The 21,320-nt window shown below is 44.4% G+C and carries 13 protein-coding genes (1 of these 13 cut by a window edge); 11 read left to right on the top strand and 2 right to left on the bottom strand.

Annotated features, from left to right (window positions below; translation table 11 throughout):
• The first annotated feature begins 517 nt into the window (after nt 1–517).
• Nucleotides 518–913: a hypothetical protein gene (locus ACU1JV_RS03320; protein ID WP_413986632.1), complete on the top strand. Its 396-nt coding sequence runs from the start codon at nt 518–520 to the stop codon at nt 911–913.
• A gap of 173 nt (nt 914–1,086) precedes the next feature.
• A complete protein-coding gene (locus ACU1JV_RS03315) occupies nt 1,087–1,416 on the top strand; it encodes a YolD-like family protein (RefSeq protein ID WP_165079620.1) in 330 nt (109 codons plus the stop codon).
• 206 nt (nt 1,417–1,622) lie between these two features.
• On the opposite strand, the gene cysK is transcribed toward ACU1JV_RS03315, so the two are convergent.
• On the bottom strand, nt 1,623–2,564 hold the full coding sequence (gene cysK, locus ACU1JV_RS03310; RefSeq protein ID WP_013371947.1) for a cysteine synthase A: 942 nt from the start codon (nt 2,562–2,564) through the stop codon (nt 1,623–1,625).
• Nucleotides 2,565–3,255: 691 nt separating this feature from the next.
• On the bottom strand, nt 3,256–3,714 hold the full coding sequence (locus ACU1JV_RS03305) for a carbohydrate binding domain-containing protein (protein WP_225683669.1): 459 nt from the start codon (nt 3,712–3,714) through the stop codon (nt 3,256–3,258).
• A 572-nt stretch (nt 3,715–4,286) separates the two neighbouring features.
• Here ACU1JV_RS03305 and ACU1JV_RS03300 point away from each other — a divergent pair.
• The 9 genes from ACU1JV_RS03300 to ACU1JV_RS03260 all read left to right on the top strand — a co-directional run.
• Nucleotides 4,287–4,922, top strand: coding sequence for an MBL fold metallo-hydrolase (locus tag ACU1JV_RS03300; RefSeq protein WP_040103360.1), 636 nt, complete (start codon nt 4,287–4,289; stop codon nt 4,920–4,922).
• A 327-nt stretch (nt 4,923–5,249) separates the two neighbouring features.
• Nucleotides 5,250–5,771, top strand: a complete 522-nt coding sequence (gene loaP, locus ACU1JV_RS03295) for an antiterminator LoaP (RefSeq protein WP_013371942.1) — start codon at nt 5,250–5,252, stop codon at nt 5,769–5,771.
• A 109-nt stretch (nt 5,772–5,880) separates the two neighbouring features.
• A complete protein-coding gene (locus ACU1JV_RS03290; protein ID WP_040103361.1) occupies nt 5,881–6,642 on the top strand; it encodes a 4'-phosphopantetheinyl transferase family protein in 762 nt (253 codons plus the stop codon).
• A gap of 25 nt (nt 6,643–6,667) precedes the next feature.
• Nucleotides 6,668–6,907 (top strand): acyl carrier protein, encoded by a 240-nt coding sequence (locus ACU1JV_RS03285; RefSeq protein ID WP_013371940.1) that lies wholly within the window; start codon nt 6,668–6,670, stop codon nt 6,905–6,907.
• Nucleotides 6,885–8,132, top strand: a complete 1,248-nt coding sequence (locus tag ACU1JV_RS03280; RefSeq protein WP_040103362.1) for a beta-ketoacyl synthase N-terminal-like domain-containing protein — start codon at nt 6,885–6,887, stop codon at nt 8,130–8,132. Before ACU1JV_RS03285 ends, ACU1JV_RS03280 begins: the two co-directional genes overlap by 23 nt.
• A gap of 15 nt (nt 8,133–8,147) precedes the next feature.
• Nucleotides 8,148–9,410, top strand: a complete 1,263-nt coding sequence (locus ACU1JV_RS03275; protein WP_013371938.1) for a hydroxymethylglutaryl-CoA synthase family protein — start codon at nt 8,148–8,150, stop codon at nt 9,408–9,410.
• Nucleotides 9,407–10,168 (top strand): enoyl-CoA hydratase/isomerase, encoded by a 762-nt coding sequence (locus ACU1JV_RS03270; RefSeq protein WP_040103364.1) that lies wholly within the window; start codon nt 9,407–9,409, stop codon nt 10,166–10,168. Before ACU1JV_RS03275 ends, ACU1JV_RS03270 begins: the two co-directional genes overlap by 4 nt.
• Nucleotides 10,169–10,214: 46 nt before the next feature.
• On the top strand, nt 10,215–10,964 hold the full coding sequence (locus ACU1JV_RS03265) for a polyketide synthase (protein WP_064962171.1): 750 nt from the start codon (nt 10,215–10,217) through the stop codon (nt 10,962–10,964).
• Nucleotides 10,965–11,198: 234 nt separating this feature from the next.
• Nucleotides 11,199–21,320, top strand: partial view of an amino acid adenylation domain-containing protein gene (locus tag ACU1JV_RS03260; RefSeq protein WP_413986631.1) — the 5' portion only. Its footprint extends 1,011 nt past the window's final position; the window shows 10,122 of its 11,133 coding nt (coding positions 1–10,122); the start codon lies at nt 11,199–11,201; its stop codon lies off the right edge, out of view.

The following is a 21,320-nucleotide window of genomic DNA, read 5'->3' as shown; positions in this document are numbered from 1 at the left end:
CGTGAGCATAGTTATCTGAAGTCACCTGAGATGTGGAGTGGAATGTTGCGATCGATGTTGAAGCTCCTTGATGGATGTTCCCTGACCCAGCAAATACGTTGCATTTGTATGGCGGAGACCATGAAGTGATGCATTACGGAAGTCGTGCCCCTCACACTTGTTTTTCCACTGCTGGGATGGCGTTTTATGGTAATAGGTTTCCCTGTACCTGAGTGAAAAATAAAGTTCCGATCCCCGCCTTCTTCATATCCCATTTGCCTTTGCCTCAAACCTTAGTTTACGCATGTTTTTAACATGGACGACCAGTTCCTCCATATACCATTAAGGCATATCTACATAATCGTTAGGTGCTTTATTCTTAGTATCTGTAATGTCCGCCTGGCCATTTTGGATAATAGTGCGAAAGATGTAATCACAATTTATAGCGATAACGGTAAGGACACTATTAATTACCGAGTAAATGTGAAAAAGCGTTGGTTTAAGTCTATGTGGAATTTTAAATAAAGAGGAGAAAACAATGGCTATTCTTAAAGACAAAAATGAAGAAGGAACATGGGTTGAATTTACATTCAAATATCATATCCCAGGTGAACGTGAAGGTTGTCAGCTCAATTTCAAATACTTTAAAACAAATAGAAAGGTATATGATTTGGATTTTGGGTGGACCAATATCACACTTAAGAATTATATTGAAGCAACCTCGCAATTTCCCGTAGAAAGTTTGAATGGATTCTACTCCTCATTCGAGAAAGACCTTTATGAGTTAAGCTGGGAAAAACTTGACTCGGGTACTCTATATCAGCTGAATTTTTACGGTTCCCAACAAGACTTCTTCCTTTTTGCTACTAAAGAAGCAATAAGACAGTTTGGCGCCGATTTACAGACGGATTGGGATCTGGCTCCGTTGCATTAAACTTAAAATTAAGGCTCGCTGGATAAGTGGCAAGTCTTTTTCTGTCGTTAAAGGAATACTACGCCAATCCAGCAAATGCCTATTCTGAGGTGAATAGCATGAACCATACATATAAAGTGTTAAAGTCGGATGTAGAACTATTCGCTGCTGCATTAAGCCATTAAGAGTATACGTTGTTCAGTGAAGGTAATGGCTTGTGGGAAAGCAGTCGGATTATCATACCAGAACACAAGGAAGTGTACTTAAAACTCATGAAAGACCGTCAGCGGGGAGGCAAGCCGGAACTTGACGATCAGGAAGCCCAGTTGATCGAGCAAGCGCTTATAGAGTCCTACAACACATGTCAACCTATAACATTGGTGGTTTTTAGCCCGTTCGATGACGAAGAACTCACAGGTGTAATCACGTCTATAAATACTGCTCGTAGGGAAGTAAAACTGTTTCGTGGCGAGGATAATTTTAGTTTGATCAAGTTGGAGGGTATCATTTCAGCAAGTATCTAGCAAAAATCTAAGAGGAGTAAATATTCTACTGACGTTATCCAACAAACAAGAAATGTTTTTATCCGCCTTACCTACGAAAATTCAAATTGAAGTCTTTCTAGGAGCATTTGATGCTAGTGTTTTAGCTAATTAACTAAAAAAAGAAAAATCCTATATGTGGCTGGAAAATTAACAAAAGAGGCAGGGGGATCCCTGCCTTCGGAGTTTTATAATTCTACGTCTGAGAAAAGCGGAGTGGACAAATAACGCTCACCTGTATCAGGTAATATGACCACGATCATCTTGCCTTTGTTTTCTGGAAGTTTCGCAATTTGTGTTGCTGCATAAACCGCAGCCCCAGAAGAAATACCAACAAGCAGCCCTTCTGTTTTGGCAAGCAGGCGAGCAGTTTCAAACGCATCTTCGTTTTTAACTTTAAAAACCTCATCTACATATTCTTCATTAAAGTTATTTGGAATGAAACCAGCACCGAGTCCTTGTAGTTGATGTGAACCTGGAGTACCGCCAGACAGCACTGGTGAATCGAACGGTTCGACGGCTATCACTTTTACAGAAGGTTTTCGTTCCTTCAATGCCTGTCCAACGCCCGAAATAGTTCCACCTGTACCTACGCCCGCGATAAAAATATCTACACCGCCGTCCGTATCATCCCAGATTTCCACAGCTGTAGTTTTGCGATGAATTTCTGGATTGGCAGGATTGCTAAACTGCTGTGGTATGAAAGAGTTTGGTGTTTCGGCAGCCAAGAGCTCAGCACGCTTGATAGCGCCTCTCATCCCCTCGGTTCCCGGTGTTAACACAAGCTCAGCACCGAACGCAGTCAAAAGCTTGCGACGTTCGATACTAAACGTTTCAGGAAGTGTAATTATAAGTTTGTATCCAAGAGCCGCAGCCGCAAATGCAAGTCCGATTCCAGTATTGCCACTTGTCGGCTCGATAATAATGGAGTCTTTATTGATTAAGCCTTTCTCCTCAGCGTCTTTAATCATAGCATATCCAATGCGGTCCTTAACGCTACCAGCCGGATTGAGATATTCCAACTTTGCTACCACGTTTGCCTCAATATTTTGGATTTGGCTATAGTTTAACAGTGCTAACAAAGGAGTATTTCCAATTAACTCTGTCAACTTTTGGTGAATTTTAGTCAAAATTATCCCTCCAAACAATTAATTCATATCTACTTACTGTAACATACATATTATCACGAATTTTTCTTCATAACCATGTCCTGTTAATTCATAGTGAGGAGCAGGAACGGATGGAACAGTTTAAGCCTAAGGTGCTATTCATAAAAAAATAGACCAAGTTTATTCAGAACCAAGAGAGTCATTAAGAATGTATACGGTGTATCATTTTTTAATTTCAGAATAATTATCACGGTTCATAATAAACTGGCTTTTTCCCAGGATGCGTTGAAGGATAGAAATCAGATTAAAATGTACAATAAATGATAGTGGCATGAGGTAGGACAACACATACGGCAAAAGATACTACCCGCTAATCTAGTGGTCGGCGGATAATGATTTTGTATTTAATAGAAGGCAAAAAGAGCAGTAAGGAATTAATCCTTCTGCTCTTTTTATTGGGGACAGACTCTAGTGTTTTGTATAGATTATCTCGGCATTTCATGTTTTATCTCGATCTCATCAGTGTTAATCAGATGAAAATAACGCTAGGTCCTGTGTAGCTGTAATGGAGCAATCCGTAGGTACACAGGACCAACGAAGCGCCTTACCGTTAGTATGCGGAGGAGGCGTTGTTATTTTGGTAAATTACATGCTATAAAAATCCAGTTTAGTTTTGTGTTTTGTAAGGATAATTATGCCACCAAGTGATTTGTTATCTTAATCTGGATATTGATACATCATCCAAAAGAATGGTGGCAAAAGCATCCTGCGCTGTAACACGGAACACTAAATCTCTAGAGACTGTCCCCGAATTCCCTGAGATTGAGAAGGTACGGGAGACTCTCTCATATTGTGATGAAGGTAGCGAGTTTAGCTGAATTGTGTAGGTTTGCTCTCCTAGACTAATTTGAAGCCGACCGCCAAAAGGCCTGATCAAATTACGTACCCAGAAGGTCACACGGTATCTTCTTCCTCTACTCAGATCGGAAATCGTTTGTCTAAGCGAGACGCTGTGCCCCGGGTTAGCTGAGATTCTGACGGCTTGATTGCCACTGTGCGGGTTGGTTCTGGTAATAAAGATTTGACCTGTCACGTTGCTGACGTTTGCAATCCAAGGTGTCAAATCTTGATCTTCAAAGCCACCGTTTCTAACAACAGCCTGGGTAGGCAAAATTTTTTTCTTCTTCAATGTGTGAGATTGTATAGGGGATCTATTCATCCCTCTACGGACAGTAGTTGTACTTTTTCCAGCTTTTTTAGGTTTCATTTAAACAACTCTCTTTCCGTAAAAAATGTATTTTGTATTAGTAGTTTATGAAAGTGTGAATAATAGTGTTCATATTAAGAGAAACCAAAAATACCGTCGTAGGGCGGTATTTTTTTGGTTACGTAATACTGGGCCTTACGACCTTTTCAGTGCAGCTTTTTCGACTTTAAAGTGCAAAATCTTGTAACAGAGAGTCAAAGCCCTTCTATTGCATAAGTTGCTATAATCGTTGGTACAGCAACTTTTTACAGAGAGACCATCGGAGACAAGAATGATCCCGAAAAGCGCAGGAATGCTTGTTATTCAGGGACTCTTAGCAAAGATTGCAGCATAGGAAACGCGTAGTGATGCAGATCAATTCAGCCGCATTTGAACAGTGAATTTTACGCACAAATTTTGATTTGGCCATGGAAGGTGGGTTCAGTAAAGCTGATATGAGTCTGACATACCATATGGAACAGTTAAGAGTCCGTTTTATGAATTTTATTAACTATGTATATATTGTAATGGATAAAAAAACAGGAGACATTGCCATTGTCGATCCGTCATGGGATATATTAAAAATAGAGTCATATCTTCGACAGTTGAATGGTAATCTAAGAGCCATTTTATTAACCCATTCACATTTAGATCATGTTAATTTGGTAAATCCGCTCCTGGAAAAGTATAGACCGCACGTATTCATGTCAATACAAGAAATCGATTATTACCATTTTAGATGTAAAAATTTACATCCTATTAAAGATGGGGACTTTATCAAACTTGGAGAAACAGAAATTATAAGTCTTCTGACCCCTGGGCATACCATGGGAAGTGTGTGCTATCTTTTATCCAATCACTTATTTACGGGGGATACCATTTTCATTGAAGGTTGTGGATTTTGTGATCCGAATGGAGGAGATCCGAAAGACTTATATCATAGCGTTCAAAAAATAAAGCGAGAGGTTGATAGCTCCATTCAAATTTATCCTGCTCATTCATATGGTAAAGCACCTGGTTTCCCACTCAGTCACCTTATGGATGAAAATATTTATTTTCAATTTACGAGTATGAAACCGTTTATTAATTTCAGAATGCGTCCCAACCAAAAAGGTCTATTCAATTTCAAATGAGTTGGTAAAAAGGGTGAGTTCTAAAGGGGGATAGGGCATCCACCCCCCTAAAGATAGACTGGGGTGTTGCCAAAATGGCAATTGACACTGTTTGGGCAGAGGATTATAATGGAATTATACTATTCCATTTATATGATTATATGAAAAATAAAGGAACTTGTTTGCGGTTAATCGCTGGCGGGTCACGTTAACCACTGATGAGGGACATATCGTGAGAGATTGTAGCTTATCAATCAGGATAAGTGAAAGGGCGAAGCTATGCATATACTGGCAGCGGACATTATAGGAGTTGATTTTGGCAGTATGTTTTGTTAGGAGATGAGCGGAGTGAATTGGTATGTGCTTTTTGTGCGAACGGGTAGGGAAGAAAGGGTTAAACAACTTTTTAATAAGTGGTTTGATTCTGAAGTTTACAAACCATTTATACCGATCCAAGAGAGACTTTTTAAAGTAGCAGGAACAGTCAAGAAAGAATTAGCACCTTTGTTCCCCAGTTATGTATTTATTGAGTCCAACTTACCTGACTTGCAGTTCGTAACAAGTACAAATTCAATGATTTATACTTCCAGTGATATCATTCGTTTATTGAGATATTCGAAGTTAGAAGCCTCCATGCGAGATTGCGAGAGACAAGTTTTAGAGAGTTTATGCAATGATAGATATTGTATAGAATGCTCAACTGGAATTATTGAAGGAGACAATATACGTATCATAGAAGGACCACTTAAAGGAAGAAGCAGCATAGTTAAGAAGATAGACAGGCATAAAAGACAGGCGGTTATTCAGTTAGAATTTATGGGTGATATCAGACTAGTGAACGTAGCTTTAGAAATTATTAGTAAAGTTTAAATAGAACAATTGTGAGAATATTTTTCTCCATGTGGAAGCTTTCAGAGCCCTTAAGGGATTTGAAGGTTTTTTTTGGTTTGGGCTTTCCTGTTCATAGGGGGATATGCATGTGGTCTTGTATACGGAACAGCTCATATTGACGCGGGAAGATACTGTGATGAAGGCGGCTGTAAGTTTTGTACATGCAGTTTGTCATGCCGGTGCTTCTCTCGATCCAGAGATTTTTCATTCAGATGAATGTAGCTACTTTGAGAGCCTGCTATTCCAGCGCCGAAAATCCAACTTTCTGCTCGGCAGGCTAAGTGCTAAACAAGCAGCATCGTTGCTGTTGAGTGAGTCGAACTTGAGCAACATAAGCGTGGAGACAGGTGTTTTCGGCCAGCCCTTGCTTCGAACTACCGGCGCCCCTGGATACCAAGTGAGCATCGCCCACTGTGATGATATTGGGACCGCTGTTGTTTTTCCAGAAGCGCATCCTATGGGGGTTGATATTGAGAGGATAAGTCCTAACCGAAATAAGACCATGGAAAGCCAGTTGACGATGGAAGAAAGGGAAAGAATCGTAGCCGTTCGGGGAGTAGAGGAGTACTCTGTTTTATTGACGGTTTCTTGGACGGTAAAGGAGGCGATTTCGAAAATATTGCGCACCGGTTTTGCAGCATCATTGCAAGTGCTTGAAATTAACGAGATCAGATTTAAAAGTGGATGCTTTCAGAGTACATTTTCGCACTTTCCACAATATGCTGCCCAGTCGTATCGGTTGGGTAACTACATCTTTACTATTGTAGCGCCAAGGAAGACGGAATGGAGTATGAATATGTCTCGATTGTATGAGCAATTTAATTCGATTTTTCATCCAAGCTGTTTGTAGATAATCCAATTTTAGGAGGGTAAACATGCGTAAAGAAGAAGTGTTTGAACTCGTTAAAGGTTGTATTTGTGAAGTGCTCCCGGAATTAAATGATCACCAGTTCCAGTATGACGATCGCTTGGTAGATTTGGGTGCGGATTCGGTAGATCGAGCCGAAATTGTAATGAAGACTATGGAAGCATTATCTCTTAATATCCCGCGCGTTGAGTTATCTGGCGTGAAAAATATAGGAGAATTGGCAGATGCGCTCTATGCCAAATTATAAACAGCCTGAGTTAGTTATTACGGGCATTGGTGTTACTTCGGCGATTGGTCAGGGGAAGACGGCCTTTGCTTCGGCATTATTCAAAGGGCAACATGCATTTGGAGTTATGCAACGTCCCGGCAGAGAAGGAGAAGCTTCATTTATAGGTGCGGAGCTGCCATCTCTATCTTATCCGGAGTCCATATCCAAACGAATGTTACGAACCGCATCATTTTCAGGACAGGTGGCAATGGTTACCCTTCAAGAAGCCTGGGATGATGCTAAACTGGATCACGTCGACCCTAGCCGCATTGGGCTCGTGATTGGAGGATCTAATTTTCAGCAACGGGAATTATTTCAGACCTATGAGGCTTATCGGGAAAAAATGCACTTTGTACCTCCAACCTATGGGCTTTCCTTTATGGATACTGATTTATGCGGACTATGTACCGAGCAATTCAGCATTCAAGGGTTAGCGTATACTGTCGGAGGGGCTTCCGCAAGCGGACAAGTCGCCATCATTCAAGCGATTGAGGCAATTCAAGCAAATCGGGTTGATGTGTGCATTGCGATGGGGGCGTTGATGGATATTTCGTATTTGGAATGCCAGGCGTTGCGATCCTTGGGGGCCATGGGAAGCGACCGATACGCTAATGAACCGGCAAAGGCTTGTCGCCCCTTTGATCAGATGCGCGACGGGTTCATATATGGGGAATCTTGCGGAGTTATCGTCATTGAGCGGTCAGATTTTGCAATGAAGCGTCAGGGGAAATCCTATGCAAAGCTTACAGGCTGGGACATGGGGATGGATCGGAATCGAAATCCCAATCCCTCTTATGAAGGCGAGGTTCAGGTGATTAAACGGGCCTTGAAGAAAGCGAAGCTGCAGCCGGAAAAGATTGATTATATTAATCCCCACGGGACAGGCTCAGTCGTTGGGGACGAGATCGAAATAAAGGCAATACAGGATTGCAATTTATCGCACGCTTACATCAATGCAACCAAATCCATTATCGGTCATGGCCTGAGCGCGGCTGGAACGGTTGAAATTATTGCTACTCTTTTACAAATGAAGGAGTCGAAACTTCATCCTACGCGTAATTTGGAGAAGCCTATCGGAGTGGATTGCAACTGGGTGAAAAATGAGCCCATTCCAGCAGTTATTCATAATACTATGAACCTAAGCATGGGGTTTGGCGGAATCAATACTGCCATTTGTATGCAAAAGTGTGAGTCGGGTATTTAAGAAGGGGGGAGCGTTATGGTATTGGTAGGAATAGAGGCGATGAACGTTTTTGGGGGCTCAGCCTATCTGGATGTCATGCAATTAGCGCAGCACAGACAGTTGGACCCTGCGAGATTTGAAAATTTATTAATGAAAGAAAAGGCTGTTGCTCTGCCTTATGAAGATCCGGTTACCTTCGGAGTCAATGCGGCAAAACCGCTGGTGGACGCCCTCTCTGAAGCGGAAAAAAACCGCATCGAAATGCTTATAACCTGTACAGAATCAGGCATTGATTTTGGTAAATCAATCAGTACATATATTCACCACTATTTGGGACTGAATCGGAATTGCAGGCTATTTGAACTCAAGCAAGCCTGTTATTCGGGGACTGCCGGATTCCAAATGGCGGTGAATTTTATTTTATCCCAGGTCTCGCCAGGGGCCAAAGCGCTTGTCATTGCCAGTGATATCTCACGATTTATTGCCGCTGAAGGCGGGGATGTTTTGAGTGAGGATTGGTCTTACGCTGAACCAAGCGGAGGGGCAGGAGCTGTGGCTATGCTCATTAGTGAAAATCCTCATATATTCCAAGTTGATGCGGGTGCTAATGGATATTATGGCTATGAGGTGATGGATACTTGCCGGCCGATACCAGATAGCGAGGCCGGAGATGCGGACTTGTCTTTAATGTCCTATCTGGACTGTTGCGAGCAAGCATTTCTGGAATACCAGAAACGGGTAAAAGGGGTGGATTATAAAGATACCTTCCAGTATCTTTCCTTCCATACCCCATTCGGTGGAATGGTAAAAGGAGCGCATCGAACAATGATGCGAAGGATGACTCAGGCCAAACCGAATGAGATTGAGGCGGATTATTTACAACGTGTCAAGCCAGGATTGGAGTATTGCCAACGAGTCGGCAATATTATGGGTGCGACCTTGTACCTGTCCTTGGCAGGCACGATTGATAAGGGCACATTTGATTCTCCGAAGCGGATTGGTTGTTTTTCCTATGGATCAGGCTGCTGCTCAGAATTTTATAGCGGTGTGGTCATGCCGCAAGGCCAGGAGTATCTGCGTCGTTTTGAGATCGAGCGTAATTTGGATGATCGCTATCAATTATCCATGGATGAATATGAATCTTTGCTGAAAGGCAGCGGTGCTGTACGCTTTGGAACCCGCAACACCAAACTGGATTTTCAATTGGTTTCGGGAGTGATTGATTCCGGGAAAGGGAGACAGCGGTTATATCTGGAAGAAATTTATGAATTCCACCGCAAATATCGGTGGGAATCATGAATTATCAAACGATTCAGGTTCGGTTCCAAGATTCGATTTGTTATTTACGGTTTTACCGACCGGAGGCAAATAACACGATTAATAACATCCTCATTGAGGAATGCATGCACGTGCTTGCACTGTGTGAGGAATCGGTTACGATCGTCGTTTTGGAAGGTCTGCCGGAGGTGTTCTGTCTTGGAGCGGATTTTCAAGGAATGTACGAAAACATGACAAATGAACATGAGCATGCACAGAATCCCGAACCTCTGTATGATCTGTGGTTAAAACTGGCGACGGGGCCCTATATCACGATTTCTCATGTGCGAGGAAAGGCAAACGCTGGCGGTATCGGATTTATTGCTGCCAGCGACATTGTGATAGCAGATCAGACAGCACAGTTTAGTCTGTCGGAATTGTTATTTGGGCTTTTCCCTGCTTGTGTTCTGCCCTTTTTAGTACGCAGAATTGGATTTCAAAAAGCGAATTATTTGACATTAATGACACAGCCAATTATGGTTCAACAGGCCCTTTCATGGGGATTGGTTGATGTGTATGACGCACAGAGCGATACGGTGCTGCGCAAGCATTTATTACGTCTTAGACGATTGTCCAAAACGGGTATTTTACGCTACAAGCGCTTTATGGACGAACTCAGCGATTTGCGTCAGTGCAAACCACTGGCGCTGGCTTCCAATCAAGAGGTGTTTTCAGACGCTCAAAATCTTAAGGGCATTTTCCGCTATGTCGAAACAGGTCAATTTCCGTGGATGGACTGATGGGCGTTTGCCACAAGACGGGATGCTTAGGGGGAAGTAGATCATCATGTCACAATCTGTGGTTGAGTTACTTGAGATCGAGCGAGGGATTATTCAAGTAACAATGCAAGATAGAGTTCATAAAAATACATTTACACTTGAAATGACTCATGGACTTAGAGAAGCGTTCCATACGATCCAGGATGACTCGACCTGCAAAGTCGTAATTCTAACAGGGTATGACAACTACTTTGCCACTGGTGGGACGCAAGAAGGACTATTGGCTATACATGAAGGGACATCGAAGTTTACTGATGAAAATATTTACTCTCTGGCATTGAACTGCAAAGTTCCAGTGATAGCTGCCATGCAGGGACATGCGGTTGGTGGGGGCTTTGTCATGGGGCTATTTTCTGATTTCGTGATCCTGAGCAAGGAAAGTATGTACACGACTAATTTTATGAGATATGGATTCACACCGGGAATGGGTGCGACGTTCATTATTCCCCAAAAACTGGGGTTCAGCCTGGGAGAAGAATTACTGTTAAATGGGGGGAATTACCGAGGTGCAGAACTGGAGAAGCGGGGAGTGCCGTTTCCAGTTCTGCCTCGCAAAGAAGTGATGAGCTATGGGTTGGACCTTGCTAGACAGCTTGCCGAAAAACCCAGATTTTCATTAATCACGTTAAAGGATCATCTGGTTGCTCCACTCCGAGCTCAGCTTCCCAAAATCGTAGAACAAGAGCTGATTATGCATGAGAAGACCTTTCATCAAGCCGAGGTTAAAGAACGAATTATCAACCTGTTTGGAAAATAACAATTTTTTATAGATTAATTTATCGAGATTTGTTGAACGCCTTTTACGGTTGTTCATGGGAATCTGGAAACGAGTGTGAAAGGGGCACATAGCCTTTCTCATCACTCGTTTTTTCTTTGCTACTTTCGATTAGGCAACGCTTCAAACGTGAAACAGCAGCTCAAAATAGACATCGTGATAAGCATTTAGCTCATGTTGTATTTAAATTTTGTGTTTTGAGGAGTTGGTGGATGAATGACACGTAAACATGATCAAAGATCAGACCTTAATATCCCGATCGTTTCTTTTATGGAAACTTGCCGGCAATTTCCTGAAACAGAGTTGTTTACTTTTGAAAATGAAGGAGAGCATCCTCAAGTTCTTACGGGAACCACGCTTTTGCTGCAAGTGCAAACTTTGGGCAACATTCTAATGAAAGAACTGGCCGCGCAGGAAAGAGCGCTTCTTGTATTTCCACAGGGTCTGGGATATATCAGCAGCATGCTGGCATGTTTTTATGCAAACATCGTAGCCATCCCTACACCCATTACAGCAGCAGAGCCAGATGAAAAAATGCTTGAGAAAATAAAGCCTATTCAAACAGATTCCGAGGCTGTATGTATCATAACAAATACTGCATTCAAAGCCTTTCTCCAAACACAACCAGAGTATAGAACGTTTCGTATCCTAAATATTGATGAGATTTTTCAGAAGAGCGCCGCCCACGTAGATATGAAGATGAGAATGCCAGCACCTGAAGATATGGCCCTTTTGCTGTACACATCAGGCTCTACATCCCTGCCTAAAGGCGTAATTCTCAGCCATAGATGTTTGATGAATCAGGTTAAGGCTAAGCAATGGAGAATTGACCAAAATAGCCGTATCGTGTCCTGGATGCCGCAATTCCATGCTTTTGGACTGCAAAACAATATTTTGGTACCGCTATTCAATGGTGCCTCAAGCATTCTTCTCCCACCAGAAAGCTTTGCTAAAAATCCGGAGCACTGGATTCAGATGATTGACAAGTATCAGGCTACCCATACGGCTGCGCCAAACTTTGCATTCGATTACTGCTGCTCCACCTTGGACATAGCTTCACTACAGGAATATTCTCTACACCATCTCCAAGCTATTATATGTGCAGGTGAGCCCATTCGGAAGGAGAGTTACGAAAACTTCATTCATAATTTCCGGGCATTAGGGCTTAAAGAAGATATATTTTGTCCTCTTCTGGGCTTGTCTGAGCTGTGTCCTGTTACCAGTGTAAAACCGGGCCAGTCGATGAGATTTCTTAATTTGGATATTCCTAGCTTGGAGCAAAGAAGAGTCCAATACACAGATGAGAAGAATCCATCAAAGACCGTTGTCAGCTGCGGGGAAATCGAAGCTCCAACAGAAATACGGATTGTTCATCCTGAAAGTCATATGCAATGCCTACCAGGGGAAATCGGCGAGATTTGGATTAAATCCGATCGGACGGCAGAGGGCTATCTAAACAGGAAGGAAGAAACGGACAGCACTTTTGAGGCGGTACTTTCCAATACACAAGAAGACGGTTTTTTCCGTACAGGAGACCTTGGTTTTATTGCAGACAATCATATCTATGTCATCGGCAGAGAGAAGGAAGTCATCATCATTCATGGTAAAAATCATCATGCTGTCGATATTGAATGGACCATCCAAAAGAATATGCCGGAGTTGACCTTGCCTATCGCTGTATTTTCCGCTGAAATCAATGGTCAGGAAAAGGTAATCGTCGTACAGGAGATTGAAGCACCTCTTCATCAGCAGGAATATAAACGACTGGTTGAAAACATGCTGAACGCTGTATCTGGGACACATCAACTTGAGATATATGATATATATTTGCTGCCAAAGGGTAGTATTCCCAAAACGGGGAGCGGGAAAATTCAAAGAAAGGTCTGCCGTAATGCCTATATCAAACAAGAGCTTAGGGCGCTTTATCAATATCGGAGTACCCTCTCAACAGCGCATTCAGAGATAGGAGAAACGGATGTTACTATAAACGCTGTTTCGTTGATACAGCTGAAGATTCAGGAATATATGGTGCAATTTTTGCATGGGGAACTGAATCTGGAGTCCGAGGCAATGGATTTGAATAAAAATATTCACGGCTACGGCATCGATTCCATTCTTGTTATGAAGCTCATACGTGGTATCGAAAAATCTTATCCGATCAAGGTTAATGCAAGAGAAATTCTAGAATACCCGACGATTCAACTACTATCGGCTTATTTAGCCAAAAAGATTGAAAAAGATAAACCGGTTGTAGAGGCCAAGACCGAGACAATCCTGCACGGTTTGCAAAGGAATCCACTTTCTGAAGTTCAAAAAGGACTGTGGTTATTACATAAAATGTCTCCTGAAATCAATGCTTACAATGTACCAATATGTCTCCGATTTAATACGAAAGTGGAGATAGAGAACGTTAAACAGGCTTTCCACACCGTTTTAGAACAATATCCTATTTTAAATAGTGTGATTGAAGAAGAAAACGGGACACCTTATCAAAAGCTGGAGCCTGCTCAGCCGTTCAATATGCAGGTAGAGGATATTTCAAGCTTGAAAGCGGATGAAATCATGCCCTTTATTCGGAGCAAGGCAAAGCAGCCATTCGCGCTGGAACAGGACTCTATGATGCGTGTGTATCTGATGTCCAGGTCCGAGCAAGAACATTTCATACTAGTGGTCATCCATCATATTATTTTTGATGGTAGTTCTTTCGTCCTTTTTATTCAAAGTTTTTTAGATGCATATAAAGACTTGGTACGAGGAAATAGACCGATCGTTTTACCACCTGCCGCGAGCTATAATGATTTTGTGGAATGGGAACAAGCGATGCTGGCCAGTGCAGAAGGGGAGAAGCATTTTTCCTATTGGAAGCAACAGTTGTCGGGTGCTTTACCGACTCTAGAGCTTCCATATAGCCGCTCAGGTTTTCTGACTCCGAGCATGGAAGGACAAACATACACCAAGCGGCTTCCAGTTGATTGGGTCAATCGGGTAAAATCTTTTGCTCGTACGCAATATATGAGCTTGTCTACCGTCTTGCTAGGTATGTATGTGATATTGCTCAACCAGTATTCGAGACAGGAAGATATCATCGTTGGTATGCCAGTTATGGTACGACCAGAGGAGCGTTTTGACCAACTAATTGGATATTTTGTCAACATGCTTCCCATACGCAGCAAAGTGTCGGAGACAGAGACATTCTTGGATTTCATGAAAAAATTGCAAATGACCGTAGTCAATGGGATGGATCATGCTCCTTATCCTTTTCCGGCTCTGGTTCGAGCATTAAATGTGCCGCGTCTGCTGGCGAGCTCGCCTGTGTTTCAAACCGTTTTTTCTTACCAAAATTACCTGCAAACTTCAAGCTTGCAGCAGCTTTGTGCGCCGTATAGCGATAGCTTTACCGTTGAGTTGGTAGAAGAAATTCACCAGGAAGGTGAATATGAGCTGGTATTGGAGCTGCTGGAGCAGGAAGAAGAGATGACATTAAATATCAAATACCGTTCCGGTTTGTTCGATGAATCAACTATTGTACAGATGGCTGAGCGTTATATCGGATTAGCGGAAGCACTAATGAGCAATCCTACAGGGGCCCTGCAGGACTATTCAGTACTATTGCAAGAGGAAAAGAACAGCATCCTTTATGACTGGAATGCAACCGAAGTGAGTTATCCGGATAAATGCTTTCCCGAATTATTCATAAAACAGGCAAGAAAAACGCCTGAGGCTATTGCAGTCGTGTATGAAGAACAATCGCTTACCTATCGGGAATTAAAAGAAAAGAGCACTTTGCTCGCCATATATTTGCAAAATCAGGGCGTGACTCCTGATACGCTGGTAGGAATTTGCATGGAACGGTCTTTAGAAATGGTCATTGGGCTGTTGGGAATCCTTCTGGCAGGAGGAGCCTATGTACCACTTGATCCGGACTATCCAGAGGATCGATTGGAGTATATGCTTCAGGATTCCAATGTAGCCCTTGTCATTACGCAATCGGGATTGTTGGAAAAAGTGTCTCGGCTGGCAGGGAGCAATGTGAACTGCATTGTTCTTGATAACGATTGGGATCTTCTGACAAGTAGTGTAAAGGGGAGAAAGACACTCAAACGGGAAGTGCAGTCTAGCCATTTGGCATATGTTATATATACCTCTGGAAGTACAGGGAAACCCAAAGGGGTCATGATCCCGCACAAAGCGTTGACCAACTTTCTTCTTTCCATGGCAGAAAAGCCAGGCATAACAGAGCAGGACAAACTGCTCGCAGTGACAACGTATTGCTTTGACATCGCAGGACTGGAATTATACCTGCCTTTGATTAAAGGCGCTCAATGCTATGTTTGCAGTTCTGAAAAAGCCAAGGATGCCGAAAGACTCAAGCAGGAGATACAAAAAATAAAACCGACAATAATGCAGGCTACCCCTGTGACTTGGACCATGCTCTTTCAAGCTGGCTGGAAGAACGAAGAGAACATGAAAATGCTCTGTGGCGGAGAAGCACTTTCAGAAACATTGAAATCTTATTTTGTTCATAACAACGGTGACGCATGGAATATGTTTGGTCCGACTGAGACGACAATTTGGTCTACAATTCAAACGATTACCGCCGACAAGCCGCTTTCGATCGGTAAGCCTATTGCCAACACTCAGATTTATATTTTGGATCAGCACTTTAGACCTGTGCCTATTGGACTTCCGGGTGAGCTTTTCATTTCGGGCAGTGGCTTGGCCAGAGGTTATTTGAATCAGCCGGTGCTTACGGATGAAAAGTTTATTGACAACCCATTCAAGCCCGGAACTAAGCTCTATAGAACTGGAGATTTATGCAAGTGGCTTTCTGACGGCTCTATTGAGTATTTGGGTCGGATGGATTATCAAGTGAAAATTCGCGGTTTTCGGATTGAGCTTAGTGAAGTTGAAGGTCAGGTCAGAACATATCCAGGAATTGATGAATGCGTCGTGGTTGCCAAGGAACAAGGAGAGGATAAGCAACTTGTTGCCTACTATTTGCGGAACGACTCCGAGTTCGGGAAGTCCTCACTTGACCCGAAAGAAGTGCGAAATTATTTAAAAGCATTCTTGCCTTATTATATGATTCCAGCATTCTTTATCGAACTAGACAAGCTGCCATTGACCCCGAATGGAAAAATAGACCGGAAGGAATTAATGAGTCGCAAGGTCGAGCTGGCGACAGCAACAAGAAAAATCCATTTGCCACAATCAGATGTTGAACATCAAGTTTTAACAATATGGAAAAAGCTTCTGGATGTCGATCATCTAAGTACGGATGATGCCTTTTTCGACGTGGGTGGAAATTCTTTTACAGCCGCAGAGATGGTTAGAAAGATCAAGGACAAGCTGGAATGCGATATTTCGGTGACAGCACTGTTCAAGTATCCAACGATTAGGGAACTTAGTGCTTATATTATGAAAGTAAAAGGCGAGGCCCCAGCTTCTGCAACAGAACAAACAGATACCACTGAAAATACCATTTCACAGGGAATAGACTCGAAGGAAGATAAACATAAACCATCCTACCCTGATTATTATGAGGATAGCATCGCAATCATAGGAATCTCGTCCCTTTTTCCGGGTGCGAAAAACCACGTTGAGTTTTGGAGTAATTTGAGGGCAGGGGTAGAGAGTGTCCGGTACTTTTCCGAAGATGAACTAGCTCAATTAGGGCTGGAGAGAGAGATTGTCGAGCATCCAAACTATGTGCCCGGACAATGCACAATTGAGGGGAAAGAGTATTTTGACCCTGAGTTTTTTAATTTGTCCCAGAAAAATGCTGAATTTATGGACCCCCAGATGAAATTGCTGTTACAGCATGCATGGAAGGCTGTTGAAGATGCTGGTTATGTTTCTAAAGAAATTCCTGAAACCAGTGTGTATATGTCGGCGAGCAGCAGTTTTTATCAATCATTTATTCCTAATTTGGCATCGCAGTCGCCTAATGTCCTGAGGAATGCGGATGAATATGTAACCTGGATTTTGGCACAGGGCGGGACCATTCCTACTATGATATCTCATAAATTGGGATTTAAAGGTCCCAGCCTATTTGTGCATTCCAACTGTTCTTCCTCGTTAGTCGGACTGCGTTTAGCTTCGCAAAGCCTGTTGTCCGGTGAAGCAAAATACGCGTTGGTTGGTGCGTCAACAATCTTTCCTTTCAACAGTTTAGGCTACGTATATCAGCCTGGCTTGAACTTTTCTAGTGATGGTCATATTAGAGCTTTTGATGATTCTGCAGACGGAATGATTGGCGGAGAAGGGGTTGGAGTTGTTCTACTGAAAAAAACGCTGGATGCCGTTAGAGACGGTGACCATATTTATACGATTTTACGAGGGGTCAGCGTGAACAACGATGGGACTGACAAACTAGGGTTTTATGCCCCAAGTGTTAAGGGTCAGTCTGAAGTTATTCAGAAGACGATCGAATCAACCGGAATTCATCCCGAAACGATCAGTTATATTGAGACACATGGAACCGGAACCAAATTGGGCGATCCGGTTGAATTTGCTGCCCTAAATGATACATTCAGGCAGTATACAGCCAAGAAACAATTTTGTGGTATTGGATCGGTCAAAACCAATATCGGACATCTGGATACTGCAGCAGGTTTGGCGGGGTGTATTAAAGTCGCTTTAAGCTTATATCATAATGAGATTCCTCCAACGCTTAATTACGATACACCCAATACCGATATCCATTTGTCTGATTCGCCTTTTTATGTTGTTGATAAACTGCGGAAATGGGAACATGCGTCAGTTCCCCATCGGGCGGCACTAAGCTCCTTTGGCATAGGGGGAACGAATGCTCATGCCATTTTCGAACAATTTATAGCCAATGATGAACCCGAACGCTCTAAATCCAGTTTGATGAACGATGCTGCTGACTATCTTATTCCTTTGTCTGCCAAAAATCATCAGCGCCTCAAGGCATATGCTGGGGATCTCTCGGCTTTCTTGACAGCTTCTCAAGAAATCAATTTGTCGAATGTATCTTTTACGCTTCAAACAGGACGAACGGCAATGAAAAGTCGGGTAGCGTTTATTGTCAAGAATACGAGCGAGCTGGTGCAAAAACTGGAATCGTTCGCGAATGGACAAGAACATATCGAGAATTGCTGGAGGGGAGAACATAATCAGCAAGATTCAGTTCAATGGTTTGAACAGGAAGAAGTGTTCAAGGAATTAGTGAGCCAATGGATCTCAAATCGTGAAATGAACAAGCTGGCAGAGCTATGGGCCAAAGGCTTCTATATCGATTGGAAATTGTTGTATTACGATCTCCGGCCGAAAAGAATCAGTCTGCCTACGTATCCTTTTGCTCAGCAACGCTGCTGGGCTCCTGAGGTTGAGGCTGGGGCAGCAAGGGTCAGAGCAGCGGTGGAAGCACCTGTGACTGCAGCCAGCCATACCCTGATGTTTGAGCCAGCCTGGAAGGAGCAGGACGTACCGCCGGAGGTCGAAGCTTCTGCCTATGACCGTCGTATTATCTTGCTGTGCGAGCCGGACGAGGCTTTGCCTGAACGGCTTGAAGCGAGAGTGAACGGAGCGGCGCAGGTCTTGGCTTTCTCATCCGGGAAAAGCCGGATGGATGAGCGGTTTCAGGCCTATGCAGTTCAGGCCTTTGAGAGCATCCAAAGCATTCTCAAAGACAAGCCTTCGGGAAGGGTGCTGGTTCAGCTTGTCGTGACGGCGGCTGGAGAAGGGCAGCTCTTTTCGGGACTTTCGGGTCTGCTGAAGACCGCCCGACTGGAAAATCCGAAACTCATCGGACAATTGATCGAAGTGGAGCAGGGCGAATCTGCAGAAAGCCTGCTGGCGAAGCTGGAGGAAAATAGCTGTAGTCCAGTAGATGGATGGATTCGCTATGAGGGCGGTCAACGGAAAACCGCTTGCTGGAACAAGTTCGAACCGTCCCGGGAAGAAGAGAAGCTGCCATGGAAAGACGGTGGCGTTTATCTTATCACCGGCGGCTCTGGCGGTCTGGGACTGCTTGTTGCAGAAGAACTAGTTCGGCACACCCGAGCAGCGACCTTGATTCTGACAGGCCGGTCGCCACTGGACGAAAACAGGCAAATCCGGCTGAAGGAGCTGGAGTCCTTAGGGGCCAGAGTGGTGTATAAGCAGGGGGATATCACCGACAGGAATACGGTGATCAGCTTGCTGGAAAGCATTCAGGAGGAATTTGGGTGTGTTCACGGGATTATCCACTGTGCAGGGGTCATTCACGATAACTTCATTCTCAAGAAAAGCAGGGAAGAATTTATCGAGGTGCTGGGACCGAAGGTCCAAGGGCTGGCCCATCTGGATGAGGCAAGCAGCGGTCAGGATCTGGACTTCTTCGTGCTCTTTTCCTCCATCTCGGGTAGCCTGGGCAATCCGGGGCAGGCCGATTATGCCACCGCCAACGCTTTTATGGATGCGTACGCAGCATACCGGAATACCCTTGTGGAGACCCAGCAACGGCGGGGCCGGACGCTATCCATCCGCTGGCCGCTGTGGAAAGAGGGTGGGATGCGGATCGATGCGGACACGGAAAAGCTCATGAGACAGAACATGGGCATTACGGCTCTACAGACCGAGTCGGGCATTCAGGCGTTGTACCAATGCCTGTCCTCAGGCAAGGAGCAGGTAATGGTTATGGAAGGGGAGCCTGAAAAAATTAAGGCCTATCTGGCGAAAGCAGCGTCGCAGGTAGATGTCCGTACGATCGAGGCATCAGTGCCGAAGCTGGATACGGCCTCACTTTACGATAAAACTTTGTTTCATCTCAAGGCGCTGTTGGGAGAGGTGACCCGGCTGAGCGTTAGCAGCATTGAAGCTCATGAGCCGTTAGAGCGCTATGGGATTGATTCCATTATGATTACCCAGCTCAACGCCATGCTGGGAGAGTCTTTTGGCGAGCTGTCCAAGACGCTGTTTTATGAGTACCAGACCTTGCGTGCCCTGGCAGAACATTTAGTGGCGGAATACGCACTGGAATGCATGCAGTGGGTCGGAATGAGTCCAGACATGCAGCTGGTGGAGGAAACGACTGCGGCAACCCAGTGTGCCGAAGAAGAAAGCGCGCCAGTTGCGGAACAAACGATTGCGGAAGAGGTGACAGCGAAGCTTACCCGAAGCTACGTGAAGCCGGTTCGAAGCTATGTGCAGTCTGGCGCAGAGGAAACACGAGAACCGATCGCCATCATTGGTATGGCGGGAAAGTATCCAGGTTCGAAGGACATGAACGAATATTGGGAAAATCTCAAGGCAGGGAAGGATTGTGTCAGCGAAATCCCGCAGGAACGCTGGACCCTGGAAGGATTCTTCCAGTCTAACAAACAGGAAGCGGTGGCTGATGGCAAAAGCTACAGCAAGTGGGGCGGTTTTATCGAAGGCTTTGCGGAATTCGATCCACTGTTTTTTAATATTGCACCGCGGGAAGCACTCAGTATGGACCCTCAGGAAAGGCTGTTCATTGAAGCCTGCTGGGAAGCGATGGAGGACGCGGGCTACACCAGAGAACAGCTTGCGGTACAGCATAATAGCCGGGTAGGTGTGTTTGCGGGAATTACCAAAACGGGCTACGAGCTTTATGGGCCGGAATTATGGAAGATGGGGGCCAAAATATTTCCCCAAATATCCTTTAGTTCGGTAGCCAACCGGATTTCGTACCTGTTCAATTTGCAGGGACCGAGCATGCCGGTGGATACGATGTGTTCGTCCTCGTTGACCGCGATTCATGAAGCGTGTGAGCATCTATACCGCGGAGAATGCGAGCTGGCCATGGCAGGAGGAGTGAACCTGTATCTGCATCCGCTGAGCTATGTCGGACTTTGCGCCAACCAGATGCTGTCCATAGACGGACAGTGCAAGAGCTTCGGAAAGGGAGGCAACGGCTTTGTCCCAGGAGAAGGCGTGGGGGTCGTGCTATTGAAGCCGCTGTCCAAGGCGATAGCAGATGGAGACCCGATCCATGCGCTCATCCGGGGAACGAGCATCAACCATGGAGGCAAGACCAACGGGTATACAGTGCCTAACCCGACTGCTCAAGGGGAGCTGATCCGGTCGGCACTGGAACGAGCCGGGGTACATGCCCGGACCATCAGCTATATTGAAGCGCACGGAACAGGCACAGAACTGGGAGACCCCATTGAAGTGACTGGTCTGACCCAGGCCTTCAGGAAGGATACGGCAGACAAAGGATTTTGCGCCGTAGGCTCTGTGAAGTCCAACATCGGACATTTGGAGGCAGCAGCGGGCATCGCAGGGATTGGGAAAATTGTCCTGCAGATGAAAAACCGGACGCTGGTTCCCAGCCTGCACGCCCAGGAATTGAATCCGAACATTCCT

This window comes from Paenibacillus sp. T2-29, assembly GCF_052921365.1.
The sequence above is the reverse complement of the archived record's forward strand: the minus strand, read 5'-3'. Positions and strand labels throughout refer to the sequence as shown.